The sequence below is a fragment of the Saccharibacillus sp. O23 genome (assembly GCF_002205895.1).
In the GTDB taxonomy this organism is placed as follows: domain Bacteria; phylum Bacillota; class Bacilli; order Paenibacillales; family Paenibacillaceae; genus Saccharibacillus.
The window spans coordinates 72355-90741 of sequence record NZ_NJDE01000015.1; the positions used below are offsets into that span (position 1 = coordinate 72355).

The window sequence follows — 18387 nt, forward strand, 5'->3', positions numbered from 1 at the left end:
GGATCCGACAGAACGCATTTACACCCGTTTGAACTCCACCGCGCCCAGTTGCAGGCCCGGTTTCGTGAATTCGACGTCGAGCTTGTACGTGCCCAGCTCCAGTTCGATCGTCACGAGACGCTGTTTCAGCCAGCGGCCCTGCGTTCCGTTCATCTGAACGGTCGTCAGGATTTGGCCGTTCAGCAGCAGATTGCACGCGCTTTGCGCGAGTTCCGCTTCCGGCGACATCACGTTGACGGCAACGCGGTACACGCCCGGCTGCTCCACTTTGAAGTAAACCGGCGAATCGACGGACGGCTGCACTTCGCCTTCCGCGGACAGCGCTTGGGCGCTATCCAGTTGGATCACGTCTTGAGCGGCGAATTTCTCGACCGTCTCTTCGCCGCGTTCTCTGGAGAAGACCGGCGCGTTCATGATGAACTTGCAGATGTTCTTCGCGCTGCGCTGCAATTCGCCGCGAGTCACGGTGCCGTTCTCGAGCGATTCCATCGTGTTGTCGCCCCAGATATTCGTTTCCGCGCCGTAGTTCATGACGACCATGTACAGATCGTTTTGCGCGCGGACCATGAAGTTCGTGTTCTGACGGCTCGCTTCTCCGCCGTTCGCCGAATCGTTCATGATCGCCCACCAGTCGGTCATGACGATGCCGTCGAAGCCCCACTCGCCGCGCAGAATCGTCGTGTTGAGGTCGTAGTTCGAAGCTGCCCAATGGCCGTTGATCGGGTTGTACGACGTCATGATGCAGTTCGCGCCGCCTTCGCGTACCGCGATCTCGAAGCCTTTCAAGTAGATCTCGCGCAGCGCGCGTTCGGACACGACCGCGTTAACTTTGCTGCGATACTGCTCTTGGTTGTTGCACGCGAAGTGCTTCAGGGTGGCGTTGGAACCGCCTTTCATGATGCCGCGCACGCAGGCTGCCGCGAATTCGCCGGATACGATCGGATCTTCGGAGAAATACTCGAAGTTGCGGCCGTTCAGCGGGCTGCGGCGAATGTTCAGGCCCGGTCCGAGCAGCGCGTCCACGTTGTTCAGCAGCAGCTCTTGACCTTCCAGCACGTACAGTTCTTCGACCAGTTCTTTGTCCCATGTCGCCGCAAGCAGCGTGCCGATCGAGACCTGCGTCGCTTGGCCGCCGCTGTCCATCCGGATGCCCGAAGGGCCGTCCGCCGTGCAGGCAACCGGAATGCCGTAGCCGAGCAGCGCATCGCTGACGCCGCCGAAAGCGGAAGCCGTACCCGAAGTGACGAGCGGGCTGCTCATGCCTTCGCCGCGAACGAGCGTCGCCAGTTCTTCGTTGCTGAGCTGCGCCACGAATTCGTCCATCGAAGCTTTGCCCGCTTTCACGTCCTGAAGCTTGATGCCTTTGTCTCCGCTCTCCGCAAGCGTCTGCGGCAGGCGGTCTTGGATGCGCTGCGCCATATCGACTTTGCGGGTCGGCACGTTTTCGCTTTCCAACTCGTAAGTTCCGTCCGCTTTGCGCGCGCCCGGTTTGATGCGGAAGAATTCTTCGACCGGAGCCATCGCTTCTTCGAGCTGCTCGACCACGCGAAGCTCGTTGACGATGTAGCCGTCCGCTCCGCCCACCTGCACGACTTCGAGCTGCTTGACGCTCGAGCCGACATGCAGCAAGTACGTGCCTTCTTCGAGCACGTAAGCGTGAGCATGACCCGTCGCGCCGGAATCGTCGTACGAAGCCAATTTCGAAGTCGGGAAGCTCAGCACGAGACGCTGCGATTCGCCCGGTTTGAGCGAGTTCGTTTTGCCGAACGTCACCAGCTTCAGAGCGGGTTGGCCGAGACGACCTTGCGGGGCTTCGACGTACAACTGCGCGACGTCTTTGCCTTCGTACGTGTCGCCCGTGTTCGTCACGGTTACGCCGACTTCGATCCATTCTTCGCCGTCTTTTTGAACGATCGTCGCCGCTTCCGGTGCTTGGCTGAAAGTCGTGTACGACAATCCGAAACCGAATTCGTATTGGACTTTCTCCGGGTGAAACGTTTCGAAGTACCGGTATCCGACATAAATGTCTTCTTCGTAAGCGCTTCTGAACTCGTTGCCGTAGTTGCCGGTCGACGGATAGTCGTTGATCGAATACGCGATGGTATCGGTCAGCTTGCCGCTCGGCGTCACTTCGCCGGACAGCACGTCCGCGATCGCGTTGCCGCCTTCCATCCCGCCGTGCCACGCATAGATGACCGCGGCGATCGGATGTTTGTGCGAAGCTTCTTTGACCCAGCTCATGTCCACGATGTTCGAGACGTTCAAGACGACGATCGTCTGCTCGAAATGGTTCGTGACCTGCGTCAGCATGTCCAGCTCTTCCGGCGTCAAACGGTAGCTGCCCGGCGCGTCGGCGTTGTCTTGGTCTTCGCCGGCCGTACGCCCGATCACCACGATCGCTTTGGACGATGCGGCGCGCGCGCTCGCGACGAGTTCGTCGGTCAGCGGCATTTCTTTCTGATGCCACGGTTCCGCGGCCCATCCGCCTCCGCCGTTGTCGAACGGATTCTCTTCGATCCATTTCGTATAGACCGCAGCCAGTTCTTCGTTGACGGTCAGCGACGATTTGCCGCGCAGTCCGTCCAGCAGGTTCGTCGTATGCGAGACGTGCACGCTGCCACCCGATCCCGTGCCGCTGCGGTAATAGTTAAGCTGCACGCGTCCGAAAATCGCAACGTTTTCGCCTTCGCGAATCGGCAGCGCCTGTTGTTCGTTCTGAATCAGTACCGCGCCCTGTGCGGCGACTTTGCGGCTGAACTCCGCAAATCCTTTCAATGGGCCTCCAACGTTCGTTTGGCTCAATTGTGTTCCCTCCCGATTCTGTATATGGGGTGTGTCCCCTGCGCGCATGCTGCTTTTCGTCGACCGGTCTCGAGCAAAATTGACCGCGCTTTCCGAAAACCGTTTCGTAAACGTCGAGAAAACGCCGCGCATCTTTCTCCACTATAAAGAATGTCGGGGGAAGAAGTAAAGCTTTACGTGGAAAGAAGCGGCGAAGATAGTCCGAAGACGGTCTTCGCCGCTTGGTCTTTCACGGTTCGATCGGAATCGCTTCCCCCAGCTCTTTGTCTTGCGACCCGTCGTAAGGAATCAGGAAATACTTTTCCGCTTCGAGATCGATCTTAGGGAAACGGGAGTACGAATACGAGTCCATGCCTCCCGCAAAAGCGGACTGATCGAACTCTTTGCCGCTTGCCGACACCAACCGGAAACCGTAAAACGTATATTTTCTGCCCGGTTCGGCCTCTTTCGTCATTTTCATAAAGACTCGGGTAGACAAAGGGCTGACGACCACTTTTTCGATCAGGATCTGCTGTCCGTTAGTCAACAAGACCTTGCGACCCATACGGACGGTCTTCGTATCCGCGAGGATCGCAGCGCGCGAGCTTTCGACCTCGAACTTCCAGGGCTTCGTCACGTTCGTAGGCACCGACAGAAAACCTTTCGGGTAGAAACCGCTGTATTCCAAAGAAACATGCAGCGTCTCGCCCGGGGGAAGCTCGCTTAACGAAGCGTCTTCGTAGAGCGTATACGTTCCGTCCTGCTCTTTTTCGCTGCCATAGCTTCCTCCGCCCATCGATACGTTCTCGCCGTTAATCAATACTTTCGCTGTCATCTGGAGACCTTCGCCAACCTCGATGCCTTCCGCCGGTTTAAATTTCAAGGCTATTAACAGTTGATCCGTATCCACGATCACCTCTTTCAACGTCAGACTCCCGAATTCGTTGATCGCGGTTTGTTCTTCCTGCGTCTTGTACGCGGAATAATCGGCATTCGGGCCGTCGCCCGCGAAACGCTCGATCAGCCCCGCCACGAACGGCAGCCGCGCCAGCGCTTCTTGACCGGAAGGCAGCGTCGCTCCGATCGCCAGCAGCAAGGCGACCGCGGACGGGATCAGCCATTTGGCTCGGCGGCGCGCCCGGGACGGACGGCTCGATCCCGACGAAAGCAGCTTGGTTCGCACGCGCTTCTCCCAATCTTCGCGCTCCTTCTCAGGCAGCGGCCCTTCTTCGTACGTCGACGTCTCGGTATTCAGATCGTTCAATTCGTCGTAGATGTTCATTCCCCGTGCACCTCTTTCCGCGCCGTCCAGATCTTCTTCAATTTCCGTCTGCCGCGCGAAAGTTTATTGTGAACCCACGATTCCCGGACCCGTCTCTCTTCCGCGAGCTCCCGAACCGGAACGCCTTCCAGATAATGCTGCTCGAACAGCCTGCGCTCGGATTCGGGCAGACGCGCCAACACCTCGTCCGCTTCGATTCCGCGCGGCGCGAAGCCGGTTTCGCTGCTTGGCAGCCGCTCCGCATCCAACGCTTCGGACGAACGACGTTCCCGTTCTTTCATCGCCCGGCGCGCGTAATCGATCGCCCGGTACTTCGCGACGGCCGCGCACCACTGTCTGAACGTATTGCGTTTAGCATCGAACGATTCGATATGATCCCAGATCGCCAGCAGCACGTCGTCCAGACACTCTTCGCGATCCTGCGGGCTGCCGGGCAGATAGCGATTCACGATCACCGCGAGTAATCCGCCGTGCAGGTCGATCAGCTCGCGCAGCGCCCGTTCGTCTTTTTTCCGCAGCCGCCTGACGATTGCGCGCTCGCGTTTTTCTTGTTCGTTTTCCACCCGATCCCTCCTTCCGATCCCTTTGTCAGTACCGACAGTATATAGTACGAAATCCGAATGGCGATTCTATCAAGGCAGCGGAAACTTTTCGCTGGCTCAAATCGTCTGTAATCCTGAAGCTTGATCTGAAATCATACTCATTAGGAGGCCGATCATGTCCTTGTTTAAGCTAGAAGCGATCACACCCTGCCCGTAGCGGCCGAGTTCTCTTCCGGGGCCGCTGCGGGCGGGGTCTCATAACCGGGAGTGTGATCGCAAGTGAAACCAAGCCGCAAAAACCGTCCCCTGGCGTACTACCGCCACCATCGTATTCGAGCCATTCGGCGCAAACAGTCTATTCTCGAATTTCGTGGCTGGTGCGTCAAAGATAATCAGTACAGCCGCCTGTCCAAAGGAAAGGTGCATTGTTCCTGTAAGTATTGCAGCGAAAAAACGCGTAATATCGGCTATCCTCATTCGCAGCGGGTAAAGCTTGCGGCTTTGTCGGAACCGTTCCAAGACTAGCCGCAGAAGTCCCTCTGAACAAGGCGAACCCTTCTGCTTAAAGCCTCAGATCTTCTCCAACAATTAAAAAGAAAGAGCCGCCGCTCCGCAAACTACGCGGGCGATCGGCTCTTCTTTTTCTGTACTTCTTTTTCTACACTAAACTGCTTCGGCCGACTCTTCGCCTTAACGCTCCCGCTGCACCAGATAATCCAGCAGATGCTTCAGGAAACGCAGGCTGTCCGGCAGTTCTCGCACGGCGTCGGACGCGTCGCAGTAATGCTGCCACATCGCCCGTTTGGCTCCGTCGATCCCCAGCACGGTCGCGAACGTCGAACTGCCGTTGGCTTCGTCCTGACCCGACGGCTTGCCGAGCAGCAGCGCTTCGCCTTCGGCGTCCAGCAGGTCGTCGCGGATCTGGAACGCGATACCGGCATGGTAAGCGAACTTCTCCAACAGCTTGATCTGCTCCTGCGTCGCGTTCGCCAGCATGGCGGGCATGATCAGGCAGGCTTCGAACGCGACGCCGGTCTTGTAGAAACAGATCTCGTTCAGCCGTTCGAGACTCAGACGCTGCCCGCGCGATTTGAGATCCAGCGCTTGGCCCATGCACAGCTCTTCGGCTTTGCGCGCCGAATAATGCATCAGCTCAAGCACCGTCTCCGGCTTGAAGCCCCGAATCCGCGACTGCTCGCGCACGCCCTGCTGGATCAGCAGCAGGCCGGACAATTCGGCGGTCGCGCCGTCGTAGCGCGTATGCAGCGTCTGCCGCCCGCGCCGGGTATCCGCATTGTCCTGCGAAGGCAGATCGTCGAAGATCAGCGAAGCGGTATGCAGGTACTCCAGCGATTTCAGCAGCGGGCGCACCTGCTCGCGGTCCAGCCCGTAGCCTTCGGTGGCGACCAGTCTCGCCAGAATCGGCCGCAGCCGTTTGCCCGAGCCGGCAAGGCTGTAATTGGCCGCGTCGATCAGCGAATCGCCGACGGCCGGAACGGGCGAATAGGAAGCGATCGGCAGCGCTTCGTCGATCTCCGCGCGAATTTCGTCCAGCAGCTCGCGGAACCGTTCGCGGTCCTCGCGGTCTTTTTTCATCTCGGTCAGCATGCGGTCGCGCAGCAGCTTGTCGAAGAACTCCACGTCTTCCGCCTGCTTCACCATCTTCTGAATGACCCTGTTCAGCTCCGGCATGCCGGAAGCCAGCACGTCCATCAGTTCTTCGTAACGCGGGATGCCGAGACGCTGGCGCGCCCGTTTCAGTCCGTTGATCGCCCGGTCCAGCAGCACTTCGCGCGTGTTGGCGTCGCCGCCGTACACGTCATGGATCAGATACGCGATCACGCTCCAATACATCTCGAACGGATTCGGCAGATCAGTACGCTCGCCGCGAGTTTTCCAGAAATACGTATACGGCGTGACCGCGCCCGCTTCCAGATCGTCGAACAAGTCCGCGAAATCGTCGGCGAGCTGGTTATAGATCCCGTAGAAAAAAGTCCGCCGCGCGAATCCGTCGTCTTCTTCCGCATGGCCGACCGAACGCGCGATCAGGCGGGAGCCGGACGACTTCAAGATCACCGGCACGTAGAGCTGCTCGGCACTATAATCGGTACGGCTCAAGTTCTTGTTCCGGTCGACATCCTGCGCTTCGAAGAACACGTAAGCCTGCTCGAAAAACGTGCTCGCCAGCCCGCCTTCCTGTCGGCTCTTGATATACAGGAACGCTTCGCCCAGCTCGCTGTGGATATAACGGATCAGGTCGATATTGCGCCCTTCCCCGCTCTCGAAAGCTTCGTTCCACTCTTCCCATTTCGGCACTTCTCCGCCGAGCAGCGCGCCGCGGATCAGGTCGGAATAACGGCTTTTCTCTTCGTCGCTCAGCAGCTTAGAGTCGAGCAGATCGTCTACGAACGGATAGGTCAGCCCATACGAATAGCCGAGCCTGACCGCTTCATCTAGTCTGCGCGCGCGTTCTTCCCTCGACGTATGTTCGTCCATTTCTTCGCGCGTATGCAGTACCACGCCCGCGATGATCTTGAGCAGCTTGCGCTGAGCCTGTTCCGCGCTGAGACCTTCCGGAATATTCTCCGAAACCCGTTTCAGCTTGGCGATCATCCAGATCACCGCGTCCTCGATTCCTTCCTGCATCCCCCAGCGGTACAGCGCCGCCGTGTCGAACCCGTCCGTCGGCATCTCTTCGCGCGACGATTCGCTTCCGAGCAGCGAACGCTTCAGTCCCGCCGCCGTGCGTCGTACCCTCCGCTGCGTATCCGTGTCGTCGAGCGCCCGGCCGAGATCGCGCATGTACAGGTAAGAAACACTGCGTTCCAGATAATCGTCCAGCTTGCCGGCCGCCTCCATCCAATGTAGATAACGGTCGTAATCCCTCGGATCGGGACTGCGGGTACCGCGAAATAACCGGGCCGGCCACGGACGGACGTGACCTTTTTTCCAGATGCGAAAATCTTCGATCAAGGCTGCGGAATAAGCCCGGTTCTGCACGCCAGCGAGCAGTTCTTCCAGATACCGCTTCGCGCGAGCCTCAGAGCTTCCGTAAGCGGCGGAAGCCTTTTCTTTGAGCGTGCGTATATGCGGTTCGGCCGATTCCGGCGAAGTTATCGATGATGTCAAACTCATATCCATTCCCCTTAGGTTTATGTCGTAGCGAGATTCTCTTGCGAGATCGTTAACGGGTTATACGGATAGGAACGGGGATGGGTTACGAAAGTTGTTTTTGTTTGCGAGCTGAATTTTCTGTAAACTTAACACAACGATCACGTCGAAAGAGGGATTGAGATGGACCAAAAAGATTTAGTTAATGAGCTTCACAGTATTTTGAATCTTTATGGTGAAAACGAATGGATTGAACTTAAAGAAGCGAAAACCAATTATGACTTCAATAAGCTCGGAGAATATTTCTCTGCACTAAGCAACGAAGCGAACCTCCGTAAGAAATCCAATGCTTGGCTTGTTTTTGGTATAGCAGATAAAAAAGGAACTGTCGTAGGAAGCACCTTTAGACATACTCCCGGAAGCTTGGACAGCTTAAAGAAAGAAATCGCCGATTTTACGGGAGGAATGACTTTTCAAGAAATCTACGAGCTTTTCATTGAGGATAAGAGAGTCATCATGTTCAAAATTCCGCCGGCGCCAAGAGGCATGCCTACTTCGTGGAAAGGGCACTACTACGGAAGAAATAACGAGTCTTTAGCGGCACTGTCTCCGGATCGGTACGAAGAGATTCGATCGCAAAGCAGCCTAAGCGATTGGTCGGCAGAAATCATTCCGAACGCTTCGATAGAAGATCTAGATCCTGCGGCATTGATCAAAGCCAGGCATGAATATTCGAATAAGCATCCTCGCCTAAAAGAAGAAGTCGAAGCTTGGGATGATATAGCCTTTTTGAACAAAGCAAAAATTACGATCAAAAGCCAAATTACGCATGCAGCGATTTTGCTTTTAGGCAGGCCCGAATCCGAACACTTATTAAGTCCTTCAGTCGCTAAAATCTCTTGGATTCTCAAGGATAAAGATAATATCGAACAGGACTATGAACATTTCGGTCCGCCGTTTCTTTTAAACACCGAAATGGCCTTCTCCAAAATTCGAAACTTGAAGTATCGATACATCGCGGACCATAGCTTATTTCCAATCGAAATCAATCAATATGACTCTTATGTAATCAGAGAAGCTTTGCATAACTGCATCGCTCATCAAGACTATCGACTTGCGGGAAGAATCAATCTTGTAGAAACGCCGGATCATTTGATATTCACGAACCTAGGCCATTTCCTCCCTCAAAGTATCAAAGCCGTTCTTCAACATGATGCACCTCAAGAATTCTATCGCAATCGTTTCCTTGCCGAAGCGATGGTGAATCTGAATATGATCGATACGATCGGCTCTGGCATCAAGAAAATGTTTATCACTCAAAAAAATCGTTTCTTTCCGATGCCGGATTATAACCTTAGTCAGTCCAACAAAGTAGAAGTGCGAATTTCCGGCAAAGTTTTAGACGAGAATTATACGCGTTTATTGATTAATCGCACCGATCTGGATTTGGATACGGTTATGCTGCTTGATCGGGTACAAAAACGTGAGAAGCTTTCAAACGAGGAAGTTAAACAATTGCGTGCGAAAAAGTTAATCGAAGGAAGACAGCCTAATCTGCATCTGTCTGCTCAAATCGCGGAGATTACCGGCGATAAAACGGCTTATATAAAGAATCGAGCTTTCAACAAAGATTATTATAAAAGTGTCGTTCTATCTTTCCTTTCGCAGTATAAATCCGCCACTCGTAAAGAGATTGACGAACTTCTGATGGATAAGTTTTCAGATATGCTGAATGAAGAGCAGAAAAGAAAAAAAGTCGATAATTTGCTTTATGAAATGTCTAAAAAAGACCAGAGTATCACCAATTTAGGAACCAATAGAAACTCCAAATGGAGTTTAACTAAAAGTTGATGTTTTCTTTTTATCAAGGAATACTTTTAGGGATACTTCAGCTAAAACAAGAGTAAAAACCGCGCTATAATAACGTTTTCCAATACCTTTTTCTACTTAGATACGCATATTTCGAGTTTAACTTTAAGTTAAACTCCAATGAAAATTTTACAGCAAACAACAAAAAGAAGCCCTTCGGATCACTTACCGAAACGGGCTTCTTTTCGCTTTAAATTTCTCCTAGCAATCCCTTAAGGCTCAGAACTCCTCATACTCCGCCGGGTCCTGATTCCACAACCGCTTATTGTCTTTGCTGAACGCCGAGATCGTCCGCATCTGTTCGTCGGTCAGTTCGAAACCGAAGATGTCGAGGTTCTCCTGCTGGTGCTCGCGCGAACCGGCTTTCGGGATCGGGACGGCGCCGAGTTGGGTATGCCAGCGCAGGATAATCTGGGTCGGCGTCTTGCCGTGTTCGGCCGCGATCGCTTTGACCGACTCGGCTTCCAGCACGCCGTCGCCTTTGCCGCGGCCGAGCGGGCTCCACGATTCGGTAATCGTGCCGTGCTTGGCGTTCGCTTCGCGCTGCGCCGCCTGCTCGAAATACGGGTGCAGCTCGACCTGATTCAAGCTCGGCGCGACGCCCGTCTCGGCGACGATGCGGTCGAGATGTTCCGGCAGGAAGTTGCTGACGCCGATCGATCGAACGTAGCCGCGTTTCTTCGCTTCGATCAACGCCTGCCACGCTTCGACGTATTTGCCCTGCTTCGGATTCGGCCAGTGGATGATGTACAGGTCGAAATAGTCAAGGTCCGCGCGCAGCAGCGATTCTTCGATCGTCCGCAGCGCTTTGTCGTAAGCGTGATGGCGTCCCGGCAGCTTGGAGCAGATACGCAGCTGATCGCGCGGCACGGAAGCTTCCCGCACGGCGCGCCCGACCGCGCCTTCGTTCTCGTAGTTGAACGCCGAGTCGATCAAGCGATAGCCGATCTCGATGCCGCTCTTGATCGACTCCACTCCGGCGAAGCCGTTCAGCGTATACGTGCCGAGCCCGATCGCGGGGATATCGAGCCCGTCGTTCAACTTAATGTTCGGTACATGAATAGTCATAGGAAACCCCTCCTTTTGTTCGTATAAGATTACCCAATCACGCGGGGAAGGCATCATTCAACGAACGCGGAACGGGCGGCTCGCTATACGCTAGGTTTTCTACTCGACCGGCAGACTCTCCACCGCGGTAAAAAACACGTCGTACAGATCCCAATCGAACTCGCGGCGAACGTATTCTTCGATCTCGCGAAGCTGCTCCTCGCCCGTGTATTCCAGACAAGGACGGCCTTCGCTCCACAACGTGCGGCATTCGAAATTTTTCACGACCTGTTCGATCACGTAATCCTGCGGGACATTTTTGCGGCTTGCGCTCATGTTTGACGACTCCTTCTCGTACCTTGTCCCTTGTCAACACTAAAGGTAGGGATACGCTCCCCTGAATCGCACTAGAAGCGTGTGCGTTTCAGTGAAACGTAAACCTTTGATTAAGAGTTGAAAGGGTACTTGGTCAAAGATGACGGAGGCTCTCGATGGCCTCCGTTTCTTGTTCCAGTGTACGATTCGCCCTGCTTGCCCGCAAGCTTAAATCAACCGTTCCAAGCAGACCGCGCCGTCCGCGCGAACTTGAATCTCCAACGATTCGGTGCCGAGCGTGGAGCGGATCAGCTCTTGATACGCCGGTACGTCGGATTGCGGGAGAATCGCCAAGATCACGCCGGCAAAGCCGCCTCCGTGCACGCGGCAGGCGCCTTTGCCGAGCTGCTGAATATAACGTTCCGTGATCGCCAGCGCGACCGCGACTTCCTGCTGCCGCGTCGATTCCGGACGGTAGACGTTCTGGAGCCATTTCCACGACGAATTGCCGGATGCCGCGATCAGCGGCAGGAACGCCTCAAGATCGTTCTTGCGCAGCGCTTCGAGCATGCCGTCTACCCGGTTGTTTTCTTCAAAGAAGTGCAGCGCACGCAGCACCGCGCGGTCGCCCGCTTGCTCCCGGATCTCCGGCAGCTTCGCGTACAAAGCCTCCGGCGACGTTCCCCGGCAGACGTCCGCTCCGAGCAGCTCGGCGACCGCGAACATCTCGCGCGGCACCGCGGCGTAATCTTCGGTGAGATCGGCATGGTTGCCGCCGGTGTTCACGATGACCAGCGAATAGCCGTCGTCCGCGAAGCGGTACGAAACGTGTTCGATCGCCGGCGTATCCGGGTCTTCGAAATCGATCGAGATCAAACCGCCGTGCGCGCACGCGATCTGGTCGAGCAGGCCGGACGGCTTGTTCCAGAATTTGTTTTCCGCGTATTTGCCGATCTTGCCCATCTGCACCGCGTCCAGCTTGCCTTCGTTATAGAATTCGTTCAGGATCGAGCAGACCAGCATCTCGAACGAAGCCGACGAACTGAGTCCCGACGCGCTGTACACGCTGCTCGATACATACGCATGGAAACCGCCGATCGCATACCCTTTTTCCGCGAAGCCCGAAGCGATGCCCCGGATCAGCCCGGCGGTTCCGTCGTCTTCGGCGCTGATCTCGAGCTGATTCAGGTTCACCGCATACACCTTCTCGTAACCTTCCGAACGCAGCGTGATCACGGAATCTTCCGTCGGCGAAGCCGCGGCGATCGTATCGAGGTCGATGCTGCCGGTCAGCACTTTGCCGCGGTTATGGTCGGTATGGTTGCCGCCGATCTCGGTCCGTCCCGGCGCGCTGAACAGCTTGACCGTCTCCGATCCGTAATGCTGCGCGTAGGCGTCCAGAACGCCGCGATAGCGAGCCGTTTGTTCGTTGAGTTGTCTGTCGCCGTATAGACGCTTCAGAGCGGAGAGTATCTCCGGTCGTTCCAAGTAAGCGTTGAAGTCCTGCATCATGCAAAATCCCTCCTGAATATGGGGTAAGTAGGTAGAAATGCGAGCGGATCGAGCCGCCTTCTTCTCCAATATGCCATACTTTTGTATGCGCATACAGGGCAGCGTCCCAATATTCAGGCAGGTTTCGCAACTTTTTGGATCGGAAAGGCTTTTTATTTGAGCTTGGCGTTCAGTTCCTGCGCTTTTTGGCGGCTATCGATTCGTGCATAAACATAGAAAGCGAGCGTGTGCAGCACCAGCGAGACCACAATCATGCCGGGGAGCCAAGGCAGCAGCAGATGGTACATTTCGGTCGAGAACAGAGCCGTTCCCAGCATTGCGCCGCCCAGCGACAGCACCGACGAGATCAGGATATTCCAGATCGGCTTCAGCGTAAAATGATTCCAAAGCGCGTTATACATCACTCCGAAAAGAAGAGCGCAGATCCCGGCGATTCCGGTCACGTTCCATAGATAGCCGATCCCGACCTTTTCCCCGCCGTAGAAAACGCTGAGCAGCAGCACGACCCAGAGCAGCGATACCGTGAAGACTTGAAAAAAAGACTGGCGAAGTTGAATGATCATGTGAGAACCCTCCTGAATTGCGGGATATAAAAGCGATTGACCGCATGGGTCGAGCCGTCCGTCAGTACGACTTCGATACGCGCATGGGCGGCGGACGAAAACTCGCGAATATGCGCCGTGCCGATGACGGTGCGGTTGTTGATACGGACGAAACGCGGGGAAACGAAATCGTCTTCCGCCGCTTTGAGGCGTTTGTTCAGCAGATACCGTTCGCCGGTAATCAGCGTCACGCCGCACATCCGGTCTTCCGATTCGATGACCGCAATCTTCGAGAGCGGCACCTGCACCACCCGGTCGTTCGCGGCGTTGATCAGTCCGATCTTGTCTTCCGAGCGCTCCAGCGCTTCGCGGATCGGCGTCCAGCTGGCCTGTTCTTCGGGATGCGTCGCGATTTTCGCCGTTCGGCGGTCCAGCCCCGCATCCGTTTCGAATACGATTTTCATGCCGTCCTCCTTTCTTCTTTACGGGTTTATCTTATAATCAAGAACATGCGCCGATCTATCGTTTGGCGTTTTGCTGCAAGGATCGCGCGTTTTGTTGCAGAAATATCGAAAAAAACGCGAAATCCAAACCCTTGGAGGTGTCTGTTTGATCACGAAAGTGACGCGATCGAAGCTGTTCTTCCCGCTTGTCGCTCTGATCGTATGGATCGCGATGATCCTGCTGTTCGGCTCGTTCTCTCGATTCTCGCTTGCCGGGCTCGGCCTGCTGATCTACGGCGTCTGCATAGCCGTCTACAGTTATGCCGATGACGCAACCGTCGTAGGGCGCAGCAGACAGCGGCTCGCGGGCGAGGTCGGACTGGCGGTTGCCTGCATCAGTATCCTTAACGCGTTCGATTTGGAGTCGCAATCGTTATTTTTCAAAGGATTCGTCGCGGTATTCTCGTTAACGATGGCCTATGTATTCGGGAAAATGATTCGGGATACCGCGAGGAAGAAATAAAAGGCTTCTTGAATCCCTCCAAAACGGGCCGCACAGCAAAAAGGACGCTTTCTGAAGCGCCTTTTTTTCTTGCTCGATCAACTAAGCTTGCCGGGGGTTACTGCCGCCAGACCATGACCTGCTCGCGCGCTCCCGTGGCTTCGTCGATCTGTTCTTTTTCGATCTCGAAGCCGTTCCTGCGGTAAAAAGCACAGGCTCCGGCGTTCTGCGCGAACACGTTCAGCATGATCGTTTCGCGTTCGTTTTTGACGTGTTCCAGCAGCATTCGTCCGTAACCTCGCCCCTGCTTCGCCGGATCGACGAACAGCGCGGCCAGATATTGGTCGACCATCGCGACGAAGCCGGCGACCTCGCCGTTTTCCATACAGACATATACTTCGGAAGCCGGCAGATACTGCTGCTCCATCGCTTGTTTATTGTCGATCCAATAAGCAGCGTCGATAAAATCGTGCGCCGACAGCGAAGCGTCCAGCCAGAGCCGCGCAAGACGCGGGAACTGCTCGGGAGCCGCCGGGACGATCGTGACGGACGACGCGGATTCGGAATGCATAGGGATAAACCCTCCTTTGTCTAAAAGTACCGTTTCGCTCTCTTTTACCCTATCATGTCCGCGAATCGACGCACAATGACGACTGCGGCGTTGACAAGCGCTTCGCAAGCGACTATGATTGGTTCAACGAACGTTTAGTGAAATGAGGAATACGCATGAAAACGAAATCGATAGGCAAACGTATGACGAACCGCGATCTTCAAGCCGCCGAACGCAAACAGCAGATTCTGGGCGCGGCCAAACGGCTTTTTGCGGAAAAAGGCTATCACGCCACGTCCATGCGCGAGCTGAACAAAGCGATCGGCATGGCCGAAGCGCTGACGTATCATTATTTTCCCGGAGGCAAGTTCGAGATTCTGACCGCAGTGCTGCAGACGTCGCAGGAAGAACGGATCGGCGGAATCGTGGAATTCTTCCGCGACACGTTCGCGGACCCGAGCCGACCGCTGCAAGACGTGCTGACGGAATTAATCCGGGGATTGGCAGGCAAACTCGCGGAAGATCAAGATTATTTTCGGATTCTGATCCGCGAACGCGCTCTGCTGGACGAAGAACAGAAGAAGCAGATCGACGACCTTACCCGCCTTCCTTTCGAAGCGATATCGGCGTATCTGGCGCTGCGCGCCAAGCAAGGCGAACTGCGGAAGATGGATTTCGGACTGGCCGCTTCGCAGTTTCTGGCTCATGTGGTGTTTACGCTTATCCAGCAGATGATCCGGGAACAGACGTTGGATCAGGCGGAAGCGCAGCGGTTGGCGGCGTTTTACGTCGAACTGTGGGCCGCTTAACGGTAGACGAAAAGAAATAAGCACTTCGGTGCTTTCTTTTTCGCCTTTTTAACTCAACGAACGTTCAATAAGTAAAATAGATAGAAGGAGTGTTATTCATGGACGAAATCATTCGGACGCACGGATTGACCAAACGGTACGGCGAGCATCCGGTGCTGCAGGACGTATCGCTGACGGTCAGACAAGGGGAAATTTACGGCTTTCTCGGCTTGAACGGGGCGGGCAAAACGACCACGATCCGCATGCTGCTGGGCATGATCCGGCCGACTTCCGGCGAGATCTCGATCCGCGGACGCAGCGTGATCGAGGCCAAACCCGATCTGTGGCAGCATGTCGGCTATATGGTCGAGACGCCTTACGCCTATCCGAATTTTACCGTGCAGGACAATCTGCGAATGATTGCCAGACTGCGCGGACTGCCGGAGAAAAGCGCGGCCGACGACGTCATGGAACGCTTGCAGCTCAAACGTTACGCCGATACCAAAGCCAAACACCTCTCGCTCGGCAACGCCCAGAAGCTCGGTCTCGCCAAAGCGATGATCCATAACCCTTCCGTGCTGATCTTGGACGAACCGACCAACGCGCTCGATCCGGCGGGCATCGTGCAGGTGCGCGAACTGCTGCGAAGCTTGGCGGAAAAAGAAGGCGTAACGGTATTCATCTCCAGCCATATTCTCGAAGAAATGTCGAAATTGGCTTCGCGGATCGGGATTATCCACGGCGGTACGCTGGTCGAAGAGATCAGCTCGCGGGAATTCGAACAGCTTCGGCGCAAACGGCTGACGGTCGACGTGCGGCAGCACGCGGAGGCGGCGAACCGGCTGCTCGGCGAAGCCGGATACGCTTCGCGGACCGCCGCGACGGGCCGGATCGAGATCGCGGACGATGCCGCGATCCGGCAGCCGGAGACGATCGCCAGACTGCTGACGGAAGCCGGACTGCCGCTGGCGGCGCTGACCGTCGAAGAAGAAGGATTGGAATCGTATTTTCTGGAACGAGTCGGCGCGGGCGTCCAAACGCCGAGCGAACATTCGGTTCCGGCCCACTTATCGCTCTCGAACGGAGGAATCGCGAAATGAAATCGTTATGGAACGCTGTTTATGTCGAGAATCGGAAGCTGAGCCGCTCGCCGGTACTCTGGGGCATGTTGGTCTTTCTGCTGTTCGTCACGGGGATTCGTTCGGGCGGAGCGGATTGGAACGAGCATCTGGGCAATATGAGTTTTCTGTTCGCCTCCGTTTTCGGCCTGATGGGCTTCGGCACGATTACCGCTTGGACGTTCGGGCGCGAATACGCGGATCGGACGATCAAAGACCTGCTGGCGCTGCCGATCTCGCGAGTCAAGATCGTGATCGCCAAAGGCGCGGTGATCGCGTTCTGGTGTCTGGTCGCCACCCTGCTGATCTTCGGATTCTCGCTGCTGCTCGGCCTGCTGATCGGCGTTCCCGGCTTGTCGTCGGAGATCCTGCTGCATCATCTGGGCCAACTGCTGCTGATCGCCGTGTTCCATCTGCTGCTGTGCTCCCCCGTCGCGCTGCTCGCCAGCATCTCGCGCGGCTATCTGGTCCCGATCGCTTACGCGTTCACGACGCTGATGGTCGCCCTGACCGCCGGTCCTACCGCGCTCGGCGCGTATCTCCCGTGGTCGATCCCGGCGCTGCATCTCTCGTCTAGCGCCTCCGCCGCTTTCCCGCTCAGAACGGCCAGCTACATCGTTCTGATCGTGGTGTTCGAGCTGGGAGCGTTAGGGACGATGTCTTGGTGGAGACGGGCGGATCAGCGTTGAACCAGAAAAGGGCCTGCGGACGATTCCGCAAGCCCTTTTTCTTATCCCCCGCACGACTTCCGCACCACCAACTCCGGCTCCACCTGAATGCACCGGTTGTCCATCTGCTTATTCATCAGATCGAACAGCAGCATGGCGGCCATCTTGCCGATGCGGTCGGTGTCCTGCTTCACGGTGGTCAGCGGCGGGAAGGTGTAGCGGCAGGCTTCGATATCGTCGCAGCCGACGATCGCCACGTCTTCCGGCACGCGCAGCCCGCGCTCGCGCAGCGCCCGCATCGCGCCGATCGCCAGCAGGTCGGAGGCCGCGAACAGCGCGCGGGGCAGCTCGCCGCCGTCGATCATTCGCCGCATCGCTTCGTACCCGTCTTCTTCCTGATAACCGCCGCTGTAGCTTTTCCGCATCGGGTCCGGCTTCATGCCGAATTTCTCCAGCGCCGCGTCGAAGCCTTCTTCGCGCTGCTGCATCGGCAGCGAAGCGCGTTCCGGCCCGATATAACCGATATCCCGGTAGCCCAGCATATAGAAATGTTCGACGACCTTCAGCGAGATCTTCGCGTTGTCGGACATGATGTAGCAGGAATTTTTGCCTTTTAATTCGATATCGATCCCGATGCACGGCACGCCGCTGGCGTCCAGATCGAACACGCTGCGCTCCACTTCGTCTCCCGAGATCACGATGCAGCCGTCCACCTGAAAATAGTTCGAGCGCGCCAGATAATCTTCGCCTTCTTCGAGAAACTTCTCGTTGGAGAAGAACAGCAGATCGTAACCGAGCAGCCCGATCTGTTTCTTGAACGCATTGATCACCTGCACGAAAAAAGGATGACCGAAATCCACGTTCAGTTTGCCCGCGAATACGACGCCGATCAGATGCGATTTCTTCGTGGACAGCGTACGGGCCGACGAACTCGGGCGATATTTGGTCTCTTCCATGATCTTGAGCACCCGCTGCCGGGTCTCTTCGCCGATATCCGGATAATTGTTGATGATCTTCGATACCGTCGCCACCGACACCCCGGCCAGACTGGCAATATGTTTGATGTTCATGATTGTCTCCCTTTCGGCTAGTGCGCATGCACGCCCTAAACCAGTTTCGAATCTTTATATTTATCGGATCGGTCTCACGTTCGCAATCGGATTTTTCTCTGTATTCTATGCCGGAAAAGCCCGCAGCGTCAACCGATCGGCTTCAGATCCACTGGACGTACACGTAAATTTCACGGTTCGCGCTTCGAAAGCGTATTTACAAAACGCCGCAGCGGTTCCATAATGAGGATGAAAACGAACGAAACCA

16 protein-coding genes are annotated in these 18387 nt (G+C 55.8%); 5 read left to right on the top strand and 11 right to left on the bottom strand.

What is annotated here, in order from left to right; genetic code table 11:
* Nucleotides 1-18: 18 nt before the first annotated feature.
* The 4 genes from CDO73_RS18215 to CDO73_RS18230 all read right to left on the bottom strand — a co-directional run bounded on the left by CDO73_RS18215 (nt 19) and on the right by CDO73_RS18230 (nt 7740).
* Complete coding sequence (locus tag CDO73_RS18215) at nt 19-2802, bottom strand: glycoside hydrolase family 3 protein (protein WP_088489962.1); 2784 nt, start codon at nt 2800-2802, stop codon at nt 19-21.
* 229 nt (nt 2803-3031) lie between these two features.
* A complete protein-coding gene (locus tag CDO73_RS18220) occupies nt 3032-4063 on the bottom strand; it encodes a DUF4179 domain-containing protein (RefSeq protein ID WP_088489963.1) in 1032 nt (343 codons plus the stop codon).
* Complete coding sequence (locus tag CDO73_RS18225) at nt 4060-4626, bottom strand: sigma-70 family RNA polymerase sigma factor (RefSeq protein ID WP_088489964.1); 567 nt, start codon at nt 4624-4626, stop codon at nt 4060-4062. Before CDO73_RS18225 ends, CDO73_RS18220 begins: the two co-directional genes overlap by 4 nt.
* 669 nt (nt 4627-5295) lie before the next feature.
* Entirely contained in the window at nt 5296-7740 is a 2445-nt protein-coding gene (locus tag CDO73_RS18230; protein WP_088489965.1) for a polyprenyl synthetase family protein, read from the bottom strand.
* A gap of 159 nt (nt 7741-7899) precedes the next feature.
* Here CDO73_RS18230 and CDO73_RS18235 point away from each other — a divergent pair, with 159 nt between their 5' ends.
* Complete coding sequence (locus CDO73_RS18235) at nt 7900-9567, top strand: RNA-binding domain-containing protein (RefSeq protein ID WP_088489966.1); 1668 nt, start codon at nt 7900-7902, stop codon at nt 9565-9567.
* Between the two features lie 237 nt (nt 9568-9804).
* Here the strand turns inward: CDO73_RS18235 and CDO73_RS18240 are convergent, their stop codons facing one another.
* The 5 genes from CDO73_RS18240 to CDO73_RS18260 form a co-directional block, all read right to left on the bottom strand.
* Nucleotides 9805-10653, bottom strand: coding sequence for an aldo/keto reductase (locus CDO73_RS18240; protein ID WP_088489967.1), 849 nt, complete (start codon nt 10651-10653; stop codon nt 9805-9807).
* Nucleotides 10654-10752: 99 nt separating this feature from the next.
* Nucleotides 10753-10968 carry a hypothetical protein gene (locus CDO73_RS18245; protein WP_088489968.1) on the bottom strand — a complete coding sequence of 72 codons (216 nt, stop codon included), beginning with the start codon at nt 10966-10968 and terminating at the stop codon, nt 10753-10755.
* Between the two features lie 207 nt (nt 10969-11175).
* Nucleotides 11176-12459, bottom strand: a complete 1284-nt coding sequence (locus tag CDO73_RS18250) for a galactokinase (protein ID WP_256972755.1) — start codon at nt 12457-12459, stop codon at nt 11176-11178.
* A gap of 152 nt (nt 12460-12611) precedes the next feature.
* On the bottom strand, nt 12612-13022 hold the full coding sequence (locus CDO73_RS18255) for a hypothetical protein (protein WP_088489969.1): 411 nt from the start codon (nt 13020-13022) through the stop codon (nt 12612-12614).
* Nucleotides 13019-13465, bottom strand: coding sequence for a LytTR family DNA-binding domain-containing protein (locus CDO73_RS18260; RefSeq protein ID WP_088489970.1), 447 nt, complete (start codon nt 13463-13465; stop codon nt 13019-13021). Before CDO73_RS18260 ends, CDO73_RS18255 begins: the two co-directional genes overlap by 4 nt.
* A gap of 145 nt (nt 13466-13610) precedes the next feature.
* Here CDO73_RS18260 and CDO73_RS18265 point away from each other — a divergent pair, with 145 nt between their 5' ends.
* Nucleotides 13611-13967, top strand: a complete 357-nt coding sequence (locus tag CDO73_RS18265; RefSeq protein WP_088489971.1) for a hypothetical protein — start codon at nt 13611-13613, stop codon at nt 13965-13967.
* Nucleotides 13968-14064: 97 nt separating this feature from the next.
* On the opposite strand, the gene CDO73_RS18270 is transcribed toward CDO73_RS18265, so the two are convergent.
* Nucleotides 14065-14517, bottom strand: coding sequence for a GNAT family N-acetyltransferase (locus CDO73_RS18270; protein ID WP_088489972.1), 453 nt, complete (start codon nt 14515-14517; stop codon nt 14065-14067).
* 155 nt (nt 14518-14672) lie between these two features.
* On the opposite strand from CDO73_RS18270, the gene CDO73_RS18275 reads away from it, so the two are divergent.
* From CDO73_RS18275 to CDO73_RS18285, 3 genes are all read left to right on the top strand, one after another.
* Nucleotides 14673-15305 carry a TetR/AcrR family transcriptional regulator gene (locus CDO73_RS18275; protein WP_088489973.1) on the top strand — a complete coding sequence of 211 codons (633 nt, stop codon included), beginning with the start codon at nt 14673-14675 and terminating at the stop codon, nt 15303-15305.
* Nucleotides 15306-15403: 98 nt separating this feature from the next.
* Nucleotides 15404-16384 (top strand): ABC transporter ATP-binding protein, encoded by a 981-nt coding sequence (locus CDO73_RS18280; protein WP_088489974.1) that lies wholly within the window; start codon nt 15404-15406, stop codon nt 16382-16384.
* The gene (locus CDO73_RS18285) at nt 16381-17091 is read left to right on the top strand and encodes an ABC transporter permease (RefSeq protein WP_088489975.1); all 711 of its coding nucleotides are present in this window, start codon (nt 16381-16383) and stop codon (nt 17089-17091) included. Before CDO73_RS18280 ends, CDO73_RS18285 begins: the two co-directional genes overlap by 4 nt.
* A gap of 41 nt (nt 17092-17132) precedes the next feature.
* Here the strand turns inward: CDO73_RS18285 and CDO73_RS18290 are convergent, their stop codons facing one another.
* Nucleotides 17133-18140, bottom strand: a complete 1008-nt coding sequence (locus CDO73_RS18290; RefSeq protein ID WP_088489976.1) for a LacI family DNA-binding transcriptional regulator — start codon at nt 18138-18140, stop codon at nt 17133-17135.
* Between the last annotated feature and the right edge of the window lie 247 nt (nt 18141-18387).

Coding starts and splice junctions, on each gene's coding strand:
- CDO73_RS18255 (WP_088489969.1), bottom strand. CDS start 13,022: ATGATCATTCAACTTCGCCAGTCTTTTTTTCAAGTCTTCACGGTATCG.
- CDO73_RS18235 (WP_088489966.1), top strand. CDS start 7,900: ATGGACCAAAAAGATTTAGTTAATGAGCTTCACAGTATTTTGAATCTT.
- CDO73_RS18230 (WP_088489965.1), bottom strand. CDS start 7,740: ATGAGTTTGACATCATCGATAACTTCGCCGGAATCGGCCGAACCGCAT.
- CDO73_RS18245 (WP_088489968.1), bottom strand. CDS start 10,968: ATGAGCGCAAGCCGCAAAAATGTCCCGCAGGATTACGTGATCGAACAG.
- CDO73_RS18260 (WP_088489970.1), bottom strand. CDS start 13,465: ATGAAAATCGTATTCGAAACGGATGCGGGGCTGGACCGCCGAACGGCG.
- CDO73_RS18270 (WP_088489972.1), bottom strand. CDS start 14,517: ATGCATTCCGAATCCGCGTCGTCCGTCACGATCGTCCCGGCGGCTCCC.
- CDO73_RS18250 (WP_256972755.1), bottom strand. CDS start 12,459: ATGATGCAGGACTTCAACGCTTACTTGGAACGACCGGAGATACTCTCC.
- CDO73_RS18275 (WP_088489973.1), top strand. CDS start 14,673: ATGAAAACGAAATCGATAGGCAAACGTATGACGAACCGCGATCTTCAA.
- CDO73_RS18240 (WP_088489967.1), bottom strand. CDS start 10,653: ATGACTATTCATGTACCGAACATTAAGTTGAACGACGGGCTCGATATC.
- CDO73_RS18220 (WP_088489963.1), bottom strand. CDS start 4,063: ATGAACATCTACGACGAATTGAACGATCTGAATACCGAGACGTCGACG.
- CDO73_RS18280 (WP_088489974.1), top strand. CDS start 15,404: ATGGACGAAATCATTCGGACGCACGGATTGACCAAACGGTACGGCGAG.
- CDO73_RS18290 (WP_088489976.1), bottom strand. CDS start 18,140: ATGAACATCAAACATATTGCCAGTCTGGCCGGGGTGTCGGTGGCGACG.
- CDO73_RS18285 (WP_088489975.1), top strand. CDS start 16,381: ATGAAATCGTTATGGAACGCTGTTTATGTCGAGAATCGGAAGCTGAGC.